Here is a 19673-nt window from a genome sequence, read left to right on the forward strand (position 1 = left end):
CCGGATCAGGTAATCCTGGTTGTTGATGTTGTGGAGAAGTCTACCGGTGAATTCTCCATCGGCGGCGGCTACACCACCGGCGGTGAAACGCCGGGTGCGTCGGTCGAAGGTGCGATCACCGAGCGTAACTTCCTCGGTCGCGGCCAGTATATTCGTCTTAGCGCCGGTGCCGGTCAGGACGATATGCGCAATTACGGCCTGTCCTTCACCGAGCCTTACTTCCTCGGCTATCGCGTCTCCGCAGGTTTCGACGTGTTCCGTCGCAGCTATCGCGTGAACGACGACTACGATGTCGAGCAGACCGGTGGTACGATTCGTTTCGGCCTTCCGATCACCGAGAACTTCTCGGTTGGTCTCGCCTACAACCTGGTTCAGGAAAAGTATGACCTGTTCCGTGACAACATCGATAATTACTACGCTCCGGCTCTAGTCGAAGCAGCCGAAAACAGCCCATGGTTGCGTTCGTCTGTCAGCTACTCGCTGACGTATAATTCCATCGATGACCTGAAGAACCCGCATGACGGCCTCTATGGCAAGTTCACGCAGGAATTCGCGGGCCTTGGTGGCGATGCGAAGTTCATGAAGACGACCTTCAAGGGTAACTACTACAAGACGCTTGCTCAGGAAGCCGACATTGTCGGTATGCTGGGTGTCGGCGGTGGTTATATCCATGAATTTGGTAGCGATGGCGTCCGTATCTTCGATCTGTTCAAGAACAATTCGGACATTATTCGCGGCTTCAAGTTCAACGGTATTGGTCGTTACCAGGATTCGGCTAGCGGCCAGCGTTACTGGCTCGGTGGTACGACCTACATTAACGGTACGGCTGAAGTTCAGTTCCCGATGCCTGTTGTTCCTGAGAGCCTCGGCATTCGCGGTGCATTCTTCGCAGATGCGGCGATGCTCTACGGCGGTGCAGACGAATTGGGCGGCTCGCCGGTTTTGGGCGACGACAAGAAGCTTCGCGCTTCGGTCGGCCTCAGCCTGATGTGGGCTTCGCCGTTTGGTCCGCTGCGCTTTGACTATGCATTCCCGGTCGCGAAGGCTGATACCGATAAGGTTCAGAACTTCAACTTCGGTGTTTCGACCAAGTTCTAACCGATTTGCCTTTCCCCGGGGCGGCTACGCCCCGGGAGAGAAAGTGTACTGATGGCAGATCCTGTCTTTTTCTCGCCTTCTCGTGAACTCACGATTGGCGATGTGGCTGATTTCACCGGTGCAAGACTTCGTGACCCGAAGCTTGCACCGCGTTCTGTTGAGCGCCTGGCTTCCATGAAGGATGCCGGAGAGGGTTCGCTTATCTTCGTGGAAGGTAAGAAGAACGCCGAGGCGCTGGCCGGAATCAAGGCTGCTGGTGTTCTTTGCAAGGAAGACATTGCGCCAAGCGTGCCTTCGCATATGGCTGCGCTGATTACCCGCAACCCGCATCGCGATTTTTCGGCTGTCGGACGCATGTTATTTCCAACGTCGGCCAAGCCGGAAAGCTGGTTTGGCGAAACCGGCATTTCCCCACAGGCATTCATTCATCCGTCGGCACATATTGAAGATGGCGCAACGATTGAAGCGGGTGCGGTGATCGGTAAGGGCGTGACCGTCGGTTCGGGCACCTTGATCGCTGCTACGGCTGTGATTGGTGAAAACTGCCAGATTGGACGCGACAGCTATGTTGCGCCGGGTGTGACCGTCCAATGCTCTTTCATCGGCAATCGCGTTTTGCTGCATCCGGGCGTGCGCATCGGACAGGACGGTTTTGGCTACGTGCCCGGTGCTGCCGGTCTTGAAAAAGTCCCGCAGATCGGCCGTGTCATTATTCAGGATAATGTGGAGATCGGCGCCAATACGACGGTTGATCGTGGGGCGCTGACCGACACGGTGATCGGCGAGGGTTCCAAGATCGATAATCTTGTCCAGATTGCGCATAATGTGCGCGTCGGTCGGTTCTGTCTTATTGCCGCGCATTGCGGTATTTCCGGAAGCTGTGTGATCGGTGACGGGACCATGCTGGGTGGTCGCGTCGGCATTGCGGATCACCTTATTATCGGCTCGGGCGTGCAAATTGCAGCTGGCAGCGGCGTTATGAACGATATACCCGATGGAGAACGTTGGGGTGGTCTTCCCGCACGTCCTATCAAGCAGTGGTTCCGCGATATCGCGAACATTCGCAGCATCGGGCAATCAAGAAAGGAGCAATCCTCAGATGAGTGATACGGAACAGACGAAACTCGAAGCAGCAGATATTCAAGAACTTCTGGCCGTGCTTCCGCACCGTTATCCTTTTCTGCTGATCGATCGCGTCGTTGATATCAATGGCGATCTGTCGGCAACCGGTATCAAGAACGTCACGATCAATGAGCCGCATTTTACCGGACATTTTCCGGAAAAGCCGATCATGCCGGGCGTATTGATCATTGAGGCCATGGCGCAGACCGCCGGTGCAATCTCGCTGCTTCAGCGCAAGACTGGCCGCCCCGGCGTTGTCTATTTCATGACCATCGACAATGCGAAGTTCCGCCGTCCGGTCATTCCGGGTGACCGTCTGCTTCTGCATGTCAAAAAAGTGAAACAGCGCGCCAATATTTCGAAGTATGAATGCGTGGCTGAAGTTGATGGTGTGAAAGTTGCCGAAGCAGAAGTTGCGGCAATGATTAATGCCGGTGAAGAAAGCCAGTGAGCATTACAATGAAAGAAACAATCATTCACCCCACCGCTCTTGTCGAGCCGGGCGTGGAACTGGGCCAGGGTGTGTCTGTCGGGCCTTTCTGTCATATTCAATCGGGCGCCGTCATTGGCGACAATTCCGTTCTGATGAGCCATGTGGTTGTCACGGGCGGAACCACGCTTGGCGCGGGCGCGAAGGTCTATCCACATGCTGTTCTCGGTTGCGATCCGCAGAACGGCAAGCACAAAGGTGGCCCAACGACACTCACGGTCGGCGCGAATTGCCTCATCCGTGAAGGCGTCACCATGCATCGCGGCTCGGACAGCGCGCGCGGCTATACTTCGGTGGGCAGCGATTGCACCTTCCTCGCTTATGCGCATGTGGCGCATGATTGTGATGTTGGCGATCACGTCACCTTCTCGAACAATGTCATGATCGGTGGTCACACGACCATCGAACACCACGCCATTCTGGGCGGTGGTGCGGCCGTGCATCAGTTCGTGCGTGTCGGCCATCATGCATTTGTCGGCGGTATGGCTGGCGTTGTGGGCGATGTTATTCCTTATGGCATGGTCATTGGCAATCACGCGCATCTGGGCGGTCTCAATATTGTCGGCATGAAGCGTTCCGGCATGCAGCGCGCGGAAATTCACATGCTGCGTCATGCCGTGCGCATGCTGTTCGATCGTACCAAGCCGGTTCGTGATCGCGCTGCCGACGTGCTGGCAGCGTTTCCTGAATCTCAGGCTGTTGCCGATATGATTACTTTCATCAGTGTCGACGCGAAACGCGCCTATACAACGCCACCACTCGACGCGGCTCATGGCGGAGTCGGGCATGACAGCGACGAAAGCTGAATCTTTGGCACGTCCGCCCCTTGAGGGCGGACGTGTCGGTATTATTGCGGGCAACGGCCTGTTGCCCATTGCGGTGGCCGAGGCGCTTCAGAGCGCCGGTACCCCCCCATTCATCGTCCCCCTGCGTGAAGAAGCCGACCGGGTGCTCTACAATTACGAGCATCAGGAAATTTCAATGGTCGAATTCGCAAAGCTGATTCGGTCCATGAAGGCTGCTGGCGTTTCGCAAGTCGTTCTCGCTGGCGGCGTGCGCAACAGGCCGCATCTTGGCGATCTGAAGCTCGACTGGCCGACATTGCGGGGCATTCCCTATGTGCTGCGGGCACTGGGGCAGGGTGATGACGCTTTGCTGCGTGCCTTTATAGGCCTGCTCGAGTCATTCGGCTTCAAGGTCGTGGGCGCGCATGAAGTTGTGCCCGATCTTCTGTCTCCTTCGCCTGCTCGTATTCTCACCAAAGTTGCGCCCGATGCGCGCGAAACTGCGAATATGAAGCTGGCTATGGAGTCCGCTTTGCGGCTTGGCGATCTCGACGTCGGACAGGGCGCTGTTGCAACGGGCGGTCGTGTTGTGGCGCTGGAAGGCGCGGAAGGCACCGATCTGATGATCGAGCGCGTTCGTGAACTGCGTGAAGCCGGGCGCATTCCCAAGCGTGGCGGAGTCCTTGTGAAAATGGCCAAACCTCGTCAGGATGAGCGGGCGGATTTGCCTGCCATCGGCATTTCCACTGTGCTGAATGCCAAACGTGCCGGTCTTGCAGGAATTGCAGTTGAGGCGGGGCGCACATTTATCCTAGGTTTCGGCGAAACTATTGCGGCTGCAAATGAAAGCGGTCTCTTCATAGAGACGATCAGTCGGGACAAAAAGGACGCTTAAGCTTGAGTAACACCAGCCGGCCATTGAAAATAGCAATCGTGGCCGGTGAAGAATCCGGCGATCTTCTCGGTGCGGATTTGATCGACGCCTTGCGTCAACAGACCGACAGGCTGGTCGATCTTGTTGGTGTGGGTGGCGATCATCTGGCGGCACGTGGCCTTAAAACCTTCTTCGACCCCCATGAAATTGCTCTCATGGGGCTTGGCGCGGTCATCAAGAACCTGCCGGGACTGGTGTTGCGCATCCGGCAGACGGCGCGGCAGATCGTGGCGGAGAAGCCGGATTGCGTTCTGCTCATCGACAGTCCGGATTTCACTCATCGCGTGGCAAAGAAGATCAGAGCCGCCGCTCCGTCCATTCCGATTGTCAAATATATAGCTCCCAGCGTCTGGGCCTGGCGTCCGCAGCGTGCACGCGCGATGCGCGCCTATATCGACCATGTGCTCACGGTATTGCCGTTCGAGGTTGATGTGATGCAGCGGCTGAATGGCCCTCAGTCAACCTATGTCGGGCATCGCCTGTCGAGTTACGCGCCTATCCTCGATACGCGTGCCGCGCAGCTGGCGCTTGAACCGCAGCGGTCTGAAGCCGGCAAACATACATTGCTTTTGCTGCCCGGTTCGCGTCGCACGGAAATCCAGATGCTGATGGAACCTTTCGGCAAAACGGTCGAAGAGCTTTCGTCGCGGGTTGAAAAGCTTGAGGTTATTCTGCCCACCTTGCCGCGTATCGAGGCAATGGTGCGTGAACTTTCGCGTGACTGGACAGTCAAGCCGTTGATCGTCGTCGGCGACGAAGAGAAATGGAAGGCTTTTGCGCGGGCCGATGCTGCGCTTGCCGCTTCCGGCACCGTTTCGCTAGAACTGGCGCTGTCGCGCATTCCAAGTGTGCTTTCCTACAAGGCGGATTGGTTTGCGCGCAAATTTCTGGTGCCGAAGATTACGATCTGGAGCGCAGCGCTGCCTAACATCATTGCTGACGAGCCGGTGGTGCCGGAGTTTTTCAATGAATTCGTCCGTCCGGGGATGTTGGCCCGCAATGTGGAACGCTTGATGCGCCCCGGTTCGGCACGTCAGGCGCAGCTGGACGGCTTTGACGCGGTTGCTTCTGTCATGTCGACAGAGCGGCCTTCCGGCGAGATTGGAGCGCGGGTTCTGCTTGATGTTATCGAAAGCGGTCGCAAGGGCTGAACGGCTTCGTCAATACGGGAACTGCTACGGATAAAAAGAAACCCCGGTCGCCATTGGCAACCGGGGTTTTGTTTTCAGCGTTTGCCGCACTTATTTGCGCTTTGCAACCGGTACGTAGTCGCGTTCTGTGGCGCCCGTGTAGAGCTGGCGCGGACGGCCGATCTTCTGCTGCGGATCTTCGATCATTTCCTTCCACTGTGCGACCCAGCCGACGGTGCGGGCGAGTGCAAAGAGAACTGTGAACATTTCGGTCGGGAAGCCGAGAGCCTTCAGCGTGATGCCGGAGTAGAAATCGATGTTCGGATAGAGCTTCTTCTCGATGAAGTACTCGTCCGTCAGAGCGATCTTTTCCAGTTCCATTGCAACGTCGAGCAATGGATCGTCCTTGATGCCCAGTTCGCCCAGAACCTCATGGCAGGTCTTCTGCATGATCTTGGCGCGCGGATCGTAGTTCTTGTAGACGCGGTGACCGAAGCCCATCAGACGGAACGGATCGTTCTTGTCCTTGGCGCGCGCGACGAATTCCGGAATGCGATCTACCGAGCCGATTTCGGCCAGCATGTTGAGCGCTGCTTCGTTTGCGCCGCCATGGGCAGGGCCCCAGAGGCAGGCAACACCAGCTGCGATGCAGGCGAATGGGTTGGCGCCCGACGAACCGGCAAGACGTACGGTCGAGGTCGATGCATTCTGCTCGTGATCAGCGTGCAGGATGAAGATGCGGTCCATGGCGCGGGCCAGAACCGGATTGACCTTGTAATCCTCGCAAGGAACGCCAAAGCACATGTGCAGGAAGTTCGAAGCGAAATCGAGATCGTTCTTCGGGTACATGAACGGCTGGCCGATATGGTACTTATAAGCCATTGCAGCGAGCGTCGGCACCTTGGCGATCAGGCGGATCGAAGCGACCATGCGCTGATGCGGATCGGTGATGTCGGTCGAGTCGTGGTAGAATGCGGACATGGCGCCAACGCAGCCAACCATGACGGCCATTGGATGCGCATCGCGGCGGAAGCCGGTGAAGAAGCGCGTCATCTGTTCGTGGATCATCGTGTGACGGGTCACGCGATAATCGAAATCGGCCTTCTGGGTTGCCGTCGGCAGTTCACCGTAAAGCAGCAGGTAGCAGGTTTCGAGGAAGTCGCCGTGCTCGGCAAGCTGGTCGATCGGATAGCCGCGATAGAGCAGGGTGCCTTCGTCGCCATCGATATAGGTGATCTTGGACTCGCACGAAGCGGTCGAGGTGAAACCTGGATCGTAAGTGAACGCATGCGAATTCTTGTAAAGCGGACCGATATCGACGACGTCCGGCCCGACAGTGCCTTGTCGCACAGGCAGATCGAACGTATTGCCGTCGAGAGTAAAGCTGGCTGTCTTAGCTGACATCATGTTTCCTTTCATGTCCACTTTGCCGCCTTAGGCGGCAGTATTGCATTCGCTGCTATAACTTGTCTCGTATCTCTTGGCGGGCACCCCAAAACAGCGGGATGCCCGATTTTTAACGCATTACGGCTACGATTTTGATCGCCAAACTATCCCAAACCGTCCGTGATGCAATGCGAAATTTGAACTATTTAAGCAAGCTACGTCACGTCAGCGTGAATGATAGCACCTTAACCGATTTGATCGCGAATACGGCCCAAAGACTCTTCACGACCCAGTACAAAAAGCACATCAAAGACGCCCGGTGAGGTAGCGCGACCGGTCAGAGCAGCACGCAGCGGTTGCGCAATCTTGCCCAGTTTCAGTCCGGTTTTCTCTGCATGGGCTCGAACCACCGCATCCAGTGATTCAATGGTCCAATCTCCGGCAGCTTCCAGATCGGGCAGCACGGATTTTAAAACGGCGCGGCCCTCTTCGTTAAGTAGCGAGGCTGCCTTTTCGTCCAGATCGAGCGGGCGGGTTGCAAAGATGAACTTCGCGCCGTCTGCCAGTTCAACGAGCGTCTTGGCGCGGTCCTTGAGGCCCGACATGGCTGCGAGGAGCTGCGCGCTGCGCTTGTCGTCGAGCGCTGCGGCGAGTTCCTTGCCGCCTTCGATTTCCGGCAGGACAGCCACCAGAGCGTCGAACAGTGTCTTGTCGTCGCTGCCACGCATATAAAGACCGTTGATCGCTTCGAGCTTCTGGAAGTCGAAACGGGCAGCGCCCTTGTTGATGTCCGTCACGTCGAACCATTCGATCATCTGTTCGGTCGACATGATTTCGTCGTCACCATGGCTCCAGCCAAGACGGACGAGATAATTGCGGAGTGCCGCCGGCAGGTAGCCCATGGCGCGATAGGCATCGACGCCGAGAGCGCCGTGACGCTTGGAAAGCTTCGCACCATCCGCGCCGTGGATCAGCGGAATATGCGACATCTGCGGCACATCCCAACCCATGGCGTCATAGATCACGGTCTGGCGCGCTGCATTCGTCAAATGATCGTCGCCGCGGATGATATGCGTGACGCCCATGTCATGGTCGTCAACGACAACCGCGTGCATGTAGGTCGGCGTGCCGTCGGAACGCAGAATGATGAAATCATCGAGATCCTTGTTGGGGAAGCGCACATCGCCCTGTACGGCGTCGCGCACGAGTGTTTCGCCTTCCTGCGGCGCCTTGATGCGAATGACAGGCTTTACACCTGCAGGCGCTTCGGACGGATCGCGGTCGCGCCAGCGGCCATCATAACGCGGCGGGCGGCCTTCGGCACGCGCCTTCTCGCGCATTTCTTCCAGCTCTTCCGGCGTCGTGTAGCAGTAATAGGCTTTGCCTAGAGCGACGAGTTCTTCGGCGACTTCGCGGTGACGCGGAGCGCGTTCGAACTGCGAGATCGCATCGCCTTCCCAGTCGAGACCAAGCCAGGTCAGACCGTCGAGAATGGCCGCGGTGGCTGCATCGGTGGAACGTTCACGGTCGGTGTCTTCAATACGCAGCAGCATCTTGCCGCCCGTGTGCTTGGCATAAAGCCAGTTGAACAGGGCAGTACGGGCACCGCCGATATGAAGATAACCCGTGGGCGAAGGGGCAAAACGGGTGACGACCGGTTTCGACATGGTAGCTCCACTTTATTGCGCGCCCGTCAAGACAGCGGCAATTGCCGGGGCAGGGGCGCAAAACTGAATTCCGATACTCGCTTCCAAAGAGCGAGAACGAGGATTTCTATAACGAAACCCTCTCGATTTCGACTGGCGTTCATGTAGCATAGGCAGCACTACGCGCAAGGGCTTCGCGTTTGTTTCGGCGCCTTGCGGCATTGTTCTTTTGGGGTATTTCGACAAAAAGACCTTTTTTGCAGTCAGGCGGGGGCATGACGCGCTTAGGTGATATGGCCAAGGCTTCGGATGAGGCCAATGAGCGGGCGCTTGTCAAAAGCCTGCCCGATGGCCTGACGTGTTCTTATCTTCCAGAACCGTGGCCTGAACCCACAACCGCGCCTGCCGATCATGATGGCCAAAATCAGCCGCCTGACGTTCAACCAACCGGCTGGCGCGACACCGTTGCCGACATGGCGCGGAGAACTCCCGCTGCTTTCGCGGAAGCCATCCATCTCGAAACGGCGCGCGGAATTTTCTTTCTGCTGATTCCGATTTTCAGCGGATTGGGTGCGGTGATCTATTTCACTTTCTCCTTCGAACCTGATTGGACGCCCATTCTGGCCTTACTGGTCGGGCTGGTTATCATTCGCATACTGATGCGGAAGCACTTCTTTGCCGGGCAGGTGCTGACATTGGCAGTTGCTTTCCAGCTTGGTCTTGTGAGCGGCAAATGGGAAACCGTACGCATGGCAACGCCGATGCTCGGTTCCGATGTGTCGACGCGTGTCACTGGCCGGGTTGTTGCACTGGATGCACAGGATAATGGAAGCTGGCGTATCACACTGGATTTGCTGACAACAGAACGCCCGACACTGCGCTTTTCACCGACACGTATTCGCATCAATGCGCGAGATATACCGGCGGATACATCGATCGGTGGCGGATTGACCGGCTTTGCGCGGTTGCGGGTGCCGTCAGGCCCGGTGCGTCCGGGCAATTACGACTTTTCCTTCCATGCCTATTTCAACGGTATCGGAGCAAACGGGTTCTTTCTGGGAAATCCGAAGACGGCAAATGTTCCGCCACAGACAAGTCTGACGGCAGAAATCAGCGAATGGATTGCCTTGCTCCGCGTGCGCGTGTCGGAACGGGTCGAGGAGGTGATCGGCGGTGAAGATGGCAATGTCACCGCCGCATTGATCGCCGGTACGCGCGGTGGCATCAGCGAGGAGACCAATGAGGACCTTCGCAAGGCCGGTCTGGCGCATATTCTCTCAATATCAGGTCTGCACATGGCGCTGGCGGCGGGTGTCGTGATGTTTGCTCTCAGGTCTGCCTTTGCGCTCTTTCCAGCCTTCAGCGTCCGGCACCCGGTCAAGAAATATGCCGCTTTCCTGTCGTTGCTAAGCTGCACGTTCTATCTCGCCATGTCTGGTGCCGACGTTGCAGCCCAGCGCAGCTATGTGATGATCGCCGTCATGCTTAGCGCATTGCTGTTTGACCGCGCTGCACTCAGCATGCGCAATGTGGCAGTCGCCGGTGTGGTGACAATAGCAATCTCACCGCATGAAATACTCGGGCCGAGTTTCCAGATGTCCTATTCGGCAACGGCGGCGCTGATTGCTGGCTATGCGTGGTGGGGAGCGCGTAAAGCCAAAAAATTGCAGCATGTGGAGAGGCGTGCGGCTTCGCCAGCGGCCGGTTTGCCAATGAAGGTTGTTAAATCAGCTATTGCTGCTGCCGGGACATCGCTTGTGGCAGGAATTGCGAGCGGCATTTTCGCCGCCTATCATTTCAACAATACCGCACCGTTCGGGCTGATCGGCAATGTGCTGGCCGATCCGGTGATCGCCACACTGGTCATGCCTTTTTCCGTTCTGGGCCTCGTATTGATGCCACTTGGCCTAGATTGGCTGCCATTGACCATTGCCGGGTCTGGTATCTGGATTGTCCGCACCCTTGCGAGCATGATCGCGTCATGGTCGCCTGATGGCAATCCGGGAGCGATGCCGATAGCAGCGCTCGCATTCTGGACCATAGCGCTCGTGATCGCTGTATTGTTCACAACGCGATTCAAGATTCTGGCGTTACTATTTGTTTTGGCGGGATTTATTGCCTTCGTGCACGAGCCGTTTCCAGATGTTGTGATATCCGAAGATGCAAAGCTGGTTGGGGTTCGTCTGCCCGATGGGCGTTTTGCTGTGAACCGCGACAGGCCGTCAAAGTTCACAATAGACAACTGGAAAACAGCCTATCTCGCAACGCAATTCCTGATACCACAGCACGCAAAAGACAGGCTTCGCGGAATACCGACTGACGGCTTTATCTGCGAAGACGAATTATGCGCGATTACATTACGCGATGGGCGTGTACTGGCCTATACGGCTGATCCTGCCGTTCAGGACGTCGCTTGCGATGTCGGTGATATCGTTATCCTCGCGATAGCCGGGAAAATACCGGGATGTGCACATCAAAAGAGGCTCGTCATCAACCGCCGTGATCTGGCGTTGCGAGGCACAGTGGAGATGAGACTTGGCGACAAGAAAGACACGACCGGCAATTCTATCGTGGCTCTTGCTGGCGATCTGACGTCCGTAAACGACAGCACACCTCAGCGGCGCAATTTTACCGATCCGCGTTATGACGACAGGCTAGCTTTCGCCATCGATGAGCCACGGCGTCCGTGGCATCTGTTCCGGCTCTATTCGCGCGCGGCACGTGGCTTACCTGATCGGGAATATAAGAAGAAGCAGCCTACTCAAAAGGCAGAAACGCAATGCCTGGCCACTGACGATCAGGGGCCGGGCAGATGCGAATGATAATAGTGTTTTGAGCGCGTTGCAATTCAACTAGTCGGCGGTTCAAGCCGCATTTTGCGCATGTCCGTCCGAAAACGCGGTTCCATTTTCGGACCTAACGATCAGTACCGGCGGATCAATCCGACCAGCTTGCCCTGCACGCGAACGCGGTCTGGGCCGAAGATACGTGTTTCATAAGCTGGGTTTGCGGCTTCAAGCGCAATAGATGCGCCCTTGCGGCGGAACCGCTTCAAGGTTGCTTCTTCATCATCAACCAGTGCGACAACGATTTCACCCGGGTTGGCGATATCGCCGCGCTTGATGATGACTGTATCGCCATCGAAAATCCCGGCTTCGATCATCGAGTCGCCCTTGACCTCCAGCGCATAATGTTCGCCCGCACCAATCATCTCCGGGGGGAGGCTGAGCGAATGCGTCTGGCTTTGAATGGCTGAGATCGGCACACCGGCGGCGATGCGACCCATGACCGGTACCGATACGGTCGCCGAAACATCATCATTGGTCGCAACAGGTGCGGAGCGTAACGGCTGCACCGGTGCAGGAGGGGCCTTGCCCAGGCTGCCTTCGATGACGCTCGGCGCAAATTTCTTCTGCGCGTTCAGTCCCGGTGCAATCGAATCCGGCAGGCGAAGCACTTCCAGCGCACGTGCCCGGTTCGGCAGCCTGCGAATGAAGCCCCGTTCTTCCAGAGCGGTGATCAGCCGATGAATGCCCGACTTGGAAGCAAGGTCGAGCGCTTCCTTCATTTCGTCAAAAGATGGCGGAATACCTGTTTCTTTCAGACGATCATGAATGAACAGCAGAAGCTCGTGCTGCTTACGGGTCAACATGCGCGACACCCTCCGACCAGATAAGAATCGAGAAAAACAAAACCAGAACGAACACTATATGTTCCAGTCTTGTTCTGCAATGGTTTTAAAATGATTAACGGGCTGGCGGCTTGTTGCCGGAACGTTCACAGGGCCCCGTGACGGGCCGGTCCTTATCCAAGGAAGCGTTTTATTTTCAATCCATTGTGGCTTTTGCTTCGCGTTGTTTCGAGGCAGCAAAAGTGACCATTCTGGTGCTTTTTAACGTAGCATAAGCACGCGGCACGAACTGCCTGCATCTGCTGCCGGGGCATTTTCGTCACGAATGAGCAATGCATTGGAGCCGACGAGGGCTGTCAGCATGGACGAATCCTGTACTGGAAATGGTGTTGCCAGCAGCGTTCCATCGCTTTGCGATTCGACCGTGGCGCGTACAAAATCGCGCCGATGGTCATTGGCAGGCATCGCCTGACCGAGTTTCGCAGGGCGGATATCTGCCGTCAGATCGGTGCCTGCAAGTTTCGCGATCAGCGGGCGAAGAAAAACGAGGCTGCAAACGAGGCTTGAAACCGGGTTTCCGGGCAGGCCTATCACATGGACGGTGCTGCCGTCGACAGTCTTGCGCCCGTACATAAGTGGTTTTCCGGGACGCATGGCGATTTTCCAGAAACCGAGATCGACACCGCAATTGCGTAGAGCACTATGCATGTAATCGCGATCACCGACCGATGCGCCGCCAACGGTCACCAGAATATCGGTTCCACTGTTCAGAGCGCTGGCAATAGCCGATTCAATCTGTGTCGGATCGTCCGGAATGATGCCCATATCTTCGGAGTAGCCGCCAGCGCGGCGCACGATTTCGGCAATGCCCACACTGTTCGAAGCGACGATCTGGTCCGGTCCGGTCGTGGCTCCGGGCGGAACAAGTTCATCGCCGGTAGCCAATATGGAAATGCGCGGTTTGCGAAACACATCGAGCGATGGATTGCCGCTTGCAGCAGCCAGTGACAGGGCGGGTGCGTCCAGTTCGCGACCGACCGGTATGACGGTCTTGCCGGGAGCAAAATCGAGACCGGCCCGGCGGATATGCCGTCCGGGTTCGATGCCTTCCAGAATGGTCAGCTGATCGCCGGAACGTTCGGTATGTTCCTGAATGACAATCGTATCAGCGGCTTCAGGTATCGGCGCGCCGGTGAAAATGCGCACGGCCTGTCCGGGCAGCAGGGAGCCTTCGAAACGCTTGCCAGCAGCGGATTCACCGATAATGGTCAACTGAAGGGGATAGGCGATTTCTGCAGGCGCTATCAGCGCATAGCCATCCATGGCCGAGCAGTCGAAAGGTGGTTGCAGGAAACGGGCCTCGACGGCGCGGGCAACAACGCGCCCGCCAGCTTCATTCAGCGTAAGAGTTTCAAGGCCATGCGGTTCTGCGGAGGAGAGTATACGCGCCAGAGCATCTTCGACCGGGAGAAGGGACATCGTATTTCCTCTCGAACTCAGTTTTGTGAGGCCGCTTCAGACCTTCCAGTCGCCGGACTTGCCACCGCTCTTTTCCACAACGCGAATATTGCCGATTTCCATATGGCGATCGACAGCCTTGGCCATGTCATAGATCGTCAGGCACGTCACGGAAACGGCTGTGAGCGCTTCCATTTCAACGCCAGTGCGGCCGTTCAGTTTGGCAAGCGCACGCACGCGCAGACCGGGCAATGCGTGATCCGGGACTATATCCACCGCGACCTTGCTCAGCATGAGTGGATGGCAAAGCGGAATGAGGTCGGCGGTTCTTTTCGCAGCCATGATGCCTGCAAGACGCGCTGTGCCGATCACATCGCCCTTGGCTGCATCGCCCGCCAGAATGAGCGCCAGCGTTTCCGGTTTCATGGTCACGCTGCCTTCGGCAACGGCCTGCCGCTCCGTCTCATCCTTGGCGCCGACATCCACCATATTGGCAGCGCCGGTCTGGTCGAGATGGGTGAGCTTGGCCGCATCCGAGGTCATGACATTAAGCCTTGCCGGTCAGAAGCTCGCGCGTGGCGGCGGCAACATCGTCCTTGCGCATCAGGCTTTCGCCGATGAGGAACGTGCCGATGCCGGACTTTTCCAGACGCAGGCAATCGTCATGGGTGAAGATGCCGCTTTCGCCAACCAGCAGACGGTCGGCAGGGGCCGTTTTCGACAGGCGTTCGGAAACGGTCAGGCTGACTTCAAACGTGCGTAGGTTGCGATTGTTGACGCCCAGCAGACGCGAAGAAAGCTTGAGCGCACGTTCCATTTCGGCCTCGTCATGCACTTCGAGGAGCGCATCCATACCGAGTTCGAAAGCGGTTTCTTCCAGTGCCCTGGCCAGATCGTCATCGACGCTTGCGAGGATGATCAGAATGCAGTCCGCACCCCAGCTGCGCGCTTCATAGACCTGATAGGTGTCGAACAGGAAATCCTTGCGCAAAGCAGGCAGGCTGCATGCTTCTCGCGCTGCCATCAGGAATTCCGGCGCGCCCTGGAAGGATGGCGTATCGGTCAGAACTGAAAGGCAGGCAGCGCCACCGTCTTCATAGGCTTTTGCCAGTGCTGGCGGATTGAAATCCGGGCGGATCAAACCTTTGGAAGGGCTGGCCTTCTTGATTTCAGCGATCAGTGCAAACTGATCGGCTGCACGTTTCGCTTCAAGCGCCTTGAGAAAACCGCGTGGTGCGGCCTGATCCTTGGCGCGCGCCTTCAGGTCTTCAACCGTGTGACACGCCTTGGCAGCAGCGATTTCCTCGCGCTTATAGACTTCGATCTTACGGAGAATGTCGGTGGACATGATGCGCTTCCTCTCGTCAGACTGTCTTGTCGTTTGAGACAGCGATTACTTTTTGCAAAACGGCCAATGCCGCGCCGCTATCAATGGAATGGGCTGCCTGAGCGATGCCGTCCTTCAGATCCTCGGCCTTGCCTGCGATCACGAGCGCAGCGGCGGAGTTGAGAAGCACGATGTCGCGATAGGCGTTCTTGGCGCCTTCGAGAACGGCGATCAGCGCCTTGGCGTTCTCCGCAGCATCGCCACCTTTCAGCTCTTCCGGCTTGCAACGGCGTAAACCGACTTCCTCAGGCGTGATTGTGAACGTGCGGACAGTGCCGTTTTCAAGCGCCGCGATCTGCGTGGTGCCAGCGGTGGTCATCTCATCAAGGCCGTCGCCATAGACGACCCAGACGGCTTCCATGCCAAGCTCGTTGAGCACATGCGCCAGAGGCTCAACCCACTGGGCCGCAAATACGCCCAAAAGCTGGCGCTTCACGCTTGCCGGGTTGGCGAGCGGTCCAAGTATGTTGAAAATCGTGCGCGTTCCAAGCTCGACGCGGGAAGGGCCGACGTGGCGCATGGCGGAATGGTGCATCGGGGCGAACATGAAGCCGAGACCGGCTTCCCGGGCGCTACGGCCGATTGTTTCCGCATCGGCTTCGATATTGACGCCAAGTGCGGCAAGCGTGTCTGCAGCGCCGGAGCGCGAGGACAGGGCGCGGTTGCCGTGCTTCGCGACCGGTACGCCAGCGCCAGCCACGACGAAGGCCGAGCAGGACGAAACATTATAGGAACCGGACTGATCGCCGCCCGTGCCGACAATGTCGATGGCGTTTGAAGGGGCGACGACCGGCAGCATGCGCGACCGCATGGAAGCGACTGCGCCGACGATTTCCGGCACGGTTTCGCCACGCACGCGCAAAGCCATCAGAAAGCCGCCGATCTGCGAAGGCGTTGCCTGACCGGACATCATGATGTCGAACGCGGCCTTGGAATCCTCCTGCGACAGTGGTTCGCCGGAGGCCGCTTTCGCGATGTATGGTTTCAGATCAGCCATTTTCTTTCTGCCGCTTGTTTATGTGAATTCTCGCGTTAGGGAGCTGTGCTCAGCAGAACCTAGAATGCGAGAGCATTGTTGATGACGGTCTGGTTGATCTTCACCGGATACTGCTTCTGCAATTCTCCAACCATCTGTTCCAGCACATCGTCGGAAAGAGCGGTCGACAGATAGTTGCGCTGCTGTTCAGAAATGGTGTCCGGACCGGCACTTGCTGGTTCGGTCACTTCCGTCACCTTGAAGAGAATCTGCGCGTCGTCGGAAGGCGCTGCCGCGGTGCCGGTGAACCCGTTCGGGCCGCGGAAAATCTGCGCTGCCGCAGCCGAGCCGATATCCGCATCGTTCGTCGAGCGGGTCACGCCACGCTTGGTCTGCTTTTCAAGGCCAAGCTCGGATGCAATCGCATCAAGCGTTGCGCCGCCATCGAGACGCTTCTTCAGGTCTTCCAGACGCTGATTGAGGCGCTTGACGGCTTCTTCACCCTTCCATGCAGCCACAACCTTGTCCTTGACTTCGTCGAGGGTACGGTCGCGGGCAGGGGTGACGCCATCGATCTGGTACCAGAGATAGCCGACATTGCCCATGGTCAGTGCGTCATTGTCAAAGCCCTGTTCCGCCTGGAAAGCAGCGGCCAGAAGCGCCTGTCCGTTCGGCAGTTCAACCGGCTTGCCGGACGGGTCGTTGCCTTCGGTATCGACTGCATCGATGGTAACGGTCTTGAGGCTCAGGCCCTTGGCGACATCGGCCATCGATGCACCATCAGAGCGCTGCTGCTCGTAGGAGTCGTGAATGCCGCTGATGCTGCTTGCCGCGATGTTGTTGGCAAGGGTCGTGCGGATTTCAGCTTCAACTTCCGAGAGCGGCTTGACATGCGCCGGGTCGATCTTGGTAACGCGCAGAATGACCGGGCCGAAACCGCCCTTGACGACAGGGCTTACGCCGTTTTCCGCCAGCGCAAAGGCTGCATCGGCGATGGTCTGGTCAGGAATGGCGCTTTTCTCGAAGGTGCCGAGCTTCAGATCGTCTTCGGTCTTGCCCTGTTCCTTGCCGATATCGAGGAAGCTGGTGCCAGCGGCAATCTTTTCCTGCGCTGCATTGGCCGCAGCTTCATCCGCAAAGCTGATCTGCTCGATGGTGCGCTGCTCGATCGTGCCGTAGCGCGCCTTGTTCTTCTCGTAATATTCGTTGATTTCTTCCTGCGTCACGGCAGCCGGATCGGCAATGTCGGCTGGCTCCAGCTTGACATAGGTGACCTTGCGGTATTCAGGCGCCTTGTACTCATCTTTATGCGCATCGAAATAGGCCTTGAGGGCGTCGTCCGACGGGGCAGGGATCGCGTCTGATTTTTCCACAGTAATGGTGATGTAGTCGACGCTGCGGCTTTCGCCCTGATAAAGCGCCAGTGCCTTGAGCATCGCGTCAGGCATCTTGATGCCATCGGTCGCCGCTTCGACCATCTGCTGGCGGCGGGCAACCTTGGCGCGATTTTCGAGATAATCCTGGGCGCGAATGCCAGACTGGCGCAAAACCGCATCAAACTGCGCGCGGTTGAAATTGCCGCTGGCATCCTGGAAAGCCGGGTCTTCCGCCGTCAAGCGCGCAATGCCGTCCTTCGACAGGCCGAGCTGCATGTTGCGTGCGCCTTCATCGAGCACGACGCCGGCTGCGAGCTGCGCCAGAACCTGGTTTTCAACGCCGATAGATTTTGCCTGTTCCCGCGTCAGACGCTGGCGGAACTGCTGCGACAGGCGCATGACCTGCTGTTCATAAGCGAAGCGGTAGTCGGTCGCGCTGACTTCGGAACCGCCTGCTGTCAGCGCGGCATTGCCTGTCATGCCACCGCGGAAAACATCCGCGATACCCCAGACGCCGAAGCTCAGGACGAGCACACCAAGCAGAAGCTTGGAGATCCAGGAGCGAGAGGCAGAGCGCAGGCTGTCGAGCATGGGAAACCCTTCGATTATGATATAAAGCTCGGCTTTGGTTGAGTTGAGCCAGTCATTGAATTGAACCGTTCAGGGGATAACCCCAAGCAAGCCCCATATGCAAGGTCTCATTGAGGCTCTGCAACCAAGAACATTTGCATTGCGACACGAATATGCTTAGTCAGTGGCAAAATTCGGCGCAGCCATGCGTTATTCGCTGGAAGCGCCTGCCGTTTACAAAGGCGAGGAGAATACAATGACTCCGGGTATCCGTCCGTTGGTCGCTGGCAACTGGAAGATGAATGGCACGGGAGAATCTCTCACCGAACTGCGCGCGATTGCAGCCGGTCTGAGCTCCGATTTCGGCAGAAAACTCGATGCCGTGATCTGTGTGCCTGCTACTCTTTTGTCACGCGCTGCCGAAACGCTCTCTGGCGAAACCACGGTCGGCCTCGGCGGACAGGACAGCCACTCGAAGGTTTCCGGTGCGCATACCGGCGATATTTCGGCTGAAATGCTGAAAGAAGCGGGCGCAACCCATGTCATCATCGGTCATTCCGAGCGCCGCACCGATCACTGCGAAACCAACGATGTTGTGAAGGCAAAGACCGAAGCCGCCTGGGCAGCAGGTCTTGTGACCATCGTTTGCGTCGGCGAAACGGCTGACGAACGCAAGTCGGAACGCACACTCGAAGTCATCGGCTCGCAGCTTGCAGGTTCCCTGCCGGATGGGCTGACCGCCGAAAACACCATCATTGCCTATGAGCCTGTATGGGCGATTGGCACGGGCCTGACACCGACGGTGCAGGATGTCCGCGCCGCTCATGCCTTCATGCGCGAGCAGCTGACCGAGCGCTTCGGAGCCAAGGGCGCGCATCTGCGTCTTCTCTATGGCGGTTCGGTCAAGCCGTCCAACTCCACCGAACTGCTCGGCATTGCCGATGTGGACGGTGCACTTGTTGGCGGTGCGAGCTTGAAGGCGACCGACTTCCTCGCCATATGCGAGACCTATCGCAACCTTTAAGCGGTGCCTTGCCCTGCCGTGCTCTAACTTGGGCGGCGGGGCTTGGATTATCACGCAATAGCGTGTAAAGAGCCGCATCTATTCTGTCTGCAGTCTGGACATGTTCATGTGATGTGTCCTGAAATTGCTTTAGTTCAGGGACGTAAAGACCGTTACCCATGCAAACCGTACTCATTGTCATTCATTTGTTGATCGTGCTGGCGCTTGTCGGCGTTGTGCTTATCCAGCGCTCTGAAGGCGGCGGCCTTGGCATTGGCGGCGGTTCTGGCTTCATGACGGCGCGGGGTGCAGCCAATGCGCTCACCCGTACGACTGCCATTCTGGCAATCGGCTTTTTCGCGACGTCGCTGGTTCTCGGCATCATGGCGCGTTATGGCGAACGCCCGACCGACATTCTGAACCGTATTCCGGCAGCATCCGGCAGCCAGACGGCTCCGGCAGGCGGCAACGGCACTGGCGGCGGCATTCTCAATCAGCTTGGTGGCGAGTCTTCGCGCACCGACTCGAATGGGACTGCACCCGCTGCACCGGGCGCTGCTCCAGCCGCTCCGACGGGAACCACCGCACCGCAGGCACCGGCTACGCCGGAAGCTCCGGCCAACCCGGTTCCGAGCTCACAGTAAAAAGAGCTCTATGAATCAAGAGATTGTGAAACCGGCC

At 57.6% G+C, this 19673-nt stretch carries 17 protein-coding genes; 9 read left to right on the forward strand and 8 right to left on the reverse strand.

What is annotated here, in order from left to right:
• The 6 genes from bamA to lpxB all read left to right on the forward strand — a co-directional run.
• Nucleotides 1–1098, forward strand: a 1098-nt coding sequence (gene bamA / locus FHW00_RS21355) for an outer membrane protein assembly factor BamA (RefSeq protein WP_182514694.1), incomplete at its 5' end; no start/stop codon positions are given.
• Nucleotides 1099–1149: 51 nt separating this feature from the next.
• A complete protein-coding gene (gene lpxD, locus FHW00_RS21360) occupies nt 1150–2205 on the forward strand; it encodes a UDP-3-O-(3-hydroxymyristoyl)glucosamine N-acyltransferase (RefSeq protein ID WP_078340382.1) in 1056 nt (351 codons plus the stop codon).
• Nucleotides 2198–2671: a 3-hydroxyacyl-ACP dehydratase FabZ gene (gene fabZ / locus FHW00_RS21365; RefSeq protein WP_078340383.1), complete on the forward strand. Its 474-nt coding sequence runs from the start codon at nt 2198–2200 to the stop codon at nt 2669–2671. The genes lpxD and fabZ overlap by 8 nt, the downstream gene beginning before the upstream one ends.
• Nucleotides 2672–2679: 8 nt before the next feature.
• On the forward strand, nt 2680–3516 hold the full coding sequence (gene lpxA, locus FHW00_RS21370) for an acyl-ACP--UDP-N-acetylglucosamine O-acyltransferase (RefSeq protein ID WP_078340384.1): 837 nt from the start codon (nt 2680–2682) through the stop codon (nt 3514–3516).
• Nucleotides 3497–4390 (forward strand): LpxI family protein, encoded by an 894-nt coding sequence (locus FHW00_RS21375; RefSeq protein ID WP_078340385.1) that lies wholly within the window; start codon nt 3497–3499, stop codon nt 4388–4390. Before lpxA ends, FHW00_RS21375 begins: the two co-directional genes overlap by 20 nt.
• A gap of 2 nt (nt 4391–4392) precedes the next feature.
• Entirely contained in the window at nt 4393–5580 is a 1188-nt protein-coding gene (gene lpxB, locus FHW00_RS21380; protein WP_078340386.1) for a lipid-A-disaccharide synthase, read from the forward strand.
• A gap of 90 nt (nt 5581–5670) precedes the next feature.
• On the opposite strand, the gene gltA is transcribed toward lpxB, so the two are convergent.
• Nucleotides 5671–6963: a citrate synthase gene (gene gltA / locus FHW00_RS21385; RefSeq protein WP_078340455.1), complete on the reverse strand. Its 1293-nt coding sequence runs from the start codon at nt 6961–6963 to the stop codon at nt 5671–5673.
• 227 nt (nt 6964–7190) lie between these two features.
• A complete protein-coding gene (gene gltX / locus FHW00_RS21390; protein ID WP_078340387.1) occupies nt 7191–8612 on the reverse strand; it encodes a glutamate--tRNA ligase in 1422 nt (473 codons plus the stop codon).
• Nucleotides 8613–8866: 254 nt separating this feature from the next.
• On the opposite strand from gltX, the gene FHW00_RS21395 reads away from it, so the two are divergent.
• Nucleotides 8867–11413 carry a ComEC/Rec2 family competence protein gene (locus tag FHW00_RS21395; RefSeq protein WP_078340388.1) on the forward strand — a complete coding sequence of 849 codons (2547 nt, stop codon included), beginning with the start codon at nt 8867–8869 and terminating at the stop codon, nt 11411–11413.
• 101 nt (nt 11414–11514) lie between these two features.
• Here FHW00_RS21395 and lexA read toward each other — a convergent pair whose 3' ends face one another.
• The 6 genes from lexA to FHW00_RS21425 form a co-directional block, all read right to left on the reverse strand.
• Nucleotides 11515–12243: a transcriptional repressor LexA gene (gene lexA / locus FHW00_RS21400; RefSeq protein WP_078340389.1), complete on the reverse strand. Its 729-nt coding sequence runs from the start codon at nt 12241–12243 to the stop codon at nt 11515–11517.
• A gap of 240 nt (nt 12244–12483) precedes the next feature.
• Nucleotides 12484–13701 carry a molybdopterin molybdotransferase MoeA gene (locus FHW00_RS21405; RefSeq protein WP_078340390.1) on the reverse strand — a complete coding sequence of 406 codons (1218 nt, stop codon included), beginning with the start codon at nt 13699–13701 and terminating at the stop codon, nt 12484–12486.
• Nucleotides 13702–13737: 36 nt separating this feature from the next.
• Nucleotides 13738–14223 (reverse strand): cyclic pyranopterin monophosphate synthase MoaC, encoded by a 486-nt coding sequence (gene moaC, locus FHW00_RS21410; RefSeq protein WP_078340391.1) that lies wholly within the window; start codon nt 14221–14223, stop codon nt 13738–13740.
• A 4-nt stretch (nt 14224–14227) separates the two neighbouring features.
• The gene (gene trpC / locus FHW00_RS21415; RefSeq protein WP_078340392.1) at nt 14228–15028 is read right to left on the reverse strand and encodes an indole-3-glycerol phosphate synthase TrpC; all 801 of its coding nucleotides are present in this window, start codon (nt 15026–15028) and stop codon (nt 14228–14230) included.
• Between the two features lie 16 nt (nt 15029–15044).
• Nucleotides 15045–16064 carry an anthranilate phosphoribosyltransferase gene (gene trpD / locus FHW00_RS21420; RefSeq protein WP_078340393.1) on the reverse strand — a complete coding sequence of 340 codons (1020 nt, stop codon included), beginning with the start codon at nt 16062–16064 and terminating at the stop codon, nt 15045–15047.
• A 59-nt stretch (nt 16065–16123) separates the two neighbouring features.
• Nucleotides 16124–18010 (reverse strand): peptidyl-prolyl cis-trans isomerase, encoded by a 1887-nt coding sequence (locus FHW00_RS21425; RefSeq protein WP_078340394.1) that lies wholly within the window; start codon nt 18008–18010, stop codon nt 16124–16126.
• 235 nt (nt 18011–18245) lie between these two features.
• Between FHW00_RS21425 and tpiA the strand changes: the two genes are divergently transcribed.
• Both tpiA and secG read left to right on the forward strand, forming a co-directional pair.
• Nucleotides 18246–19013, forward strand: a complete 768-nt coding sequence (gene tpiA, locus FHW00_RS21430; RefSeq protein ID WP_078340456.1) for a triose-phosphate isomerase — start codon at nt 18246–18248, stop codon at nt 19011–19013.
• 158 nt (nt 19014–19171) lie between these two features.
• The gene (gene secG / locus FHW00_RS21435; protein WP_078340395.1) at nt 19172–19636 is read left to right on the forward strand and encodes a preprotein translocase subunit SecG; all 465 of its coding nucleotides are present in this window, start codon (nt 19172–19174) and stop codon (nt 19634–19636) included.
• The last annotated feature ends 37 nt before the right edge of the window (nt 19637–19673 follow it).

Source organism: Ochrobactrum sp. P6BSIII, assembly GCF_014138065.1.
Classification (GTDB): Bacteria; Pseudomonadota; Alphaproteobacteria; order Rhizobiales; family Rhizobiaceae; genus Brucella.

Bases quoted from the DNA above. Each gene is read 5' to 3' on its own strand.
- lpxD (WP_078340382.1), top strand. From the start codon at position 1,150: ATGGCAGATCCTGTCTTTTTCTCGCCTTCTCGTGAACTCACGATTGGC.
- fabZ (WP_078340383.1), top strand. From the start codon at position 2,198: ATGAGTGATACGGAACAGACGAAACTCGAAGCAGCAGATATTCAAGAA.
- lpxA (WP_078340384.1), top strand. From the start codon at position 2,680: ATGAAAGAAACAATCATTCACCCCACCGCTCTTGTCGAGCCGGGCGTG.
- FHW00_RS21375 (WP_078340385.1), top strand. From the start codon at position 3,497: ATGACAGCGACGAAAGCTGAATCTTTGGCACGTCCGCCCCTTGAGGGC.
- gltA (WP_078340455.1), bottom strand. From the start codon at position 6,963: ATGTCAGCTAAGACAGCCAGCTTTACTCTCGACGGCAATACGTTCGAT.
- gltX (WP_078340387.1), bottom strand. From the start codon at position 8,612: ATGTCGAAACCGGTCGTCACCCGTTTTGCCCCTTCGCCCACGGGTTAT.
- FHW00_RS21395 (WP_078340388.1), top strand. From the start codon at position 8,867: ATGACGCGCTTAGGTGATATGGCCAAGGCTTCGGATGAGGCCAATGAG.
- lexA (WP_078340389.1), bottom strand. From the start codon at position 12,243: ATGTTGACCCGTAAGCAGCACGAGCTTCTGCTGTTCATTCATGATCGT.
- FHW00_RS21405 (WP_078340390.1), bottom strand. From the start codon at position 13,701: ATGTCCCTTCTCCCGGTCGAAGATGCTCTGGCGCGTATACTCTCCTCC.
- moaC (WP_078340391.1), bottom strand. From the start codon at position 14,223: ATGACCTCGGATGCGGCCAAGCTCACCCATCTCGACCAGACCGGCGCT.
- trpC (WP_078340392.1), bottom strand. From the start codon at position 15,028: ATGTCCACCGACATTCTCCGTAAGATCGAAGTCTATAAGCGCGAGGAA.
- trpD (WP_078340393.1), bottom strand. From the start codon at position 16,064: ATGGCTGATCTGAAACCATACATCGCGAAAGCGGCCTCCGGCGAACCA.
- FHW00_RS21425 (WP_078340394.1), bottom strand. From the start codon at position 18,010: ATGCTCGACAGCCTGCGCTCTGCCTCTCGCTCCTGGATCTCCAAGCTT.
- tpiA (WP_078340456.1), top strand. From the start codon at position 18,246: ATGACTCCGGGTATCCGTCCGTTGGTCGCTGGCAACTGGAAGATGAAT.
- secG (WP_078340395.1), top strand. From the start codon at position 19,172: ATGCAAACCGTACTCATTGTCATTCATTTGTTGATCGTGCTGGCGCTT.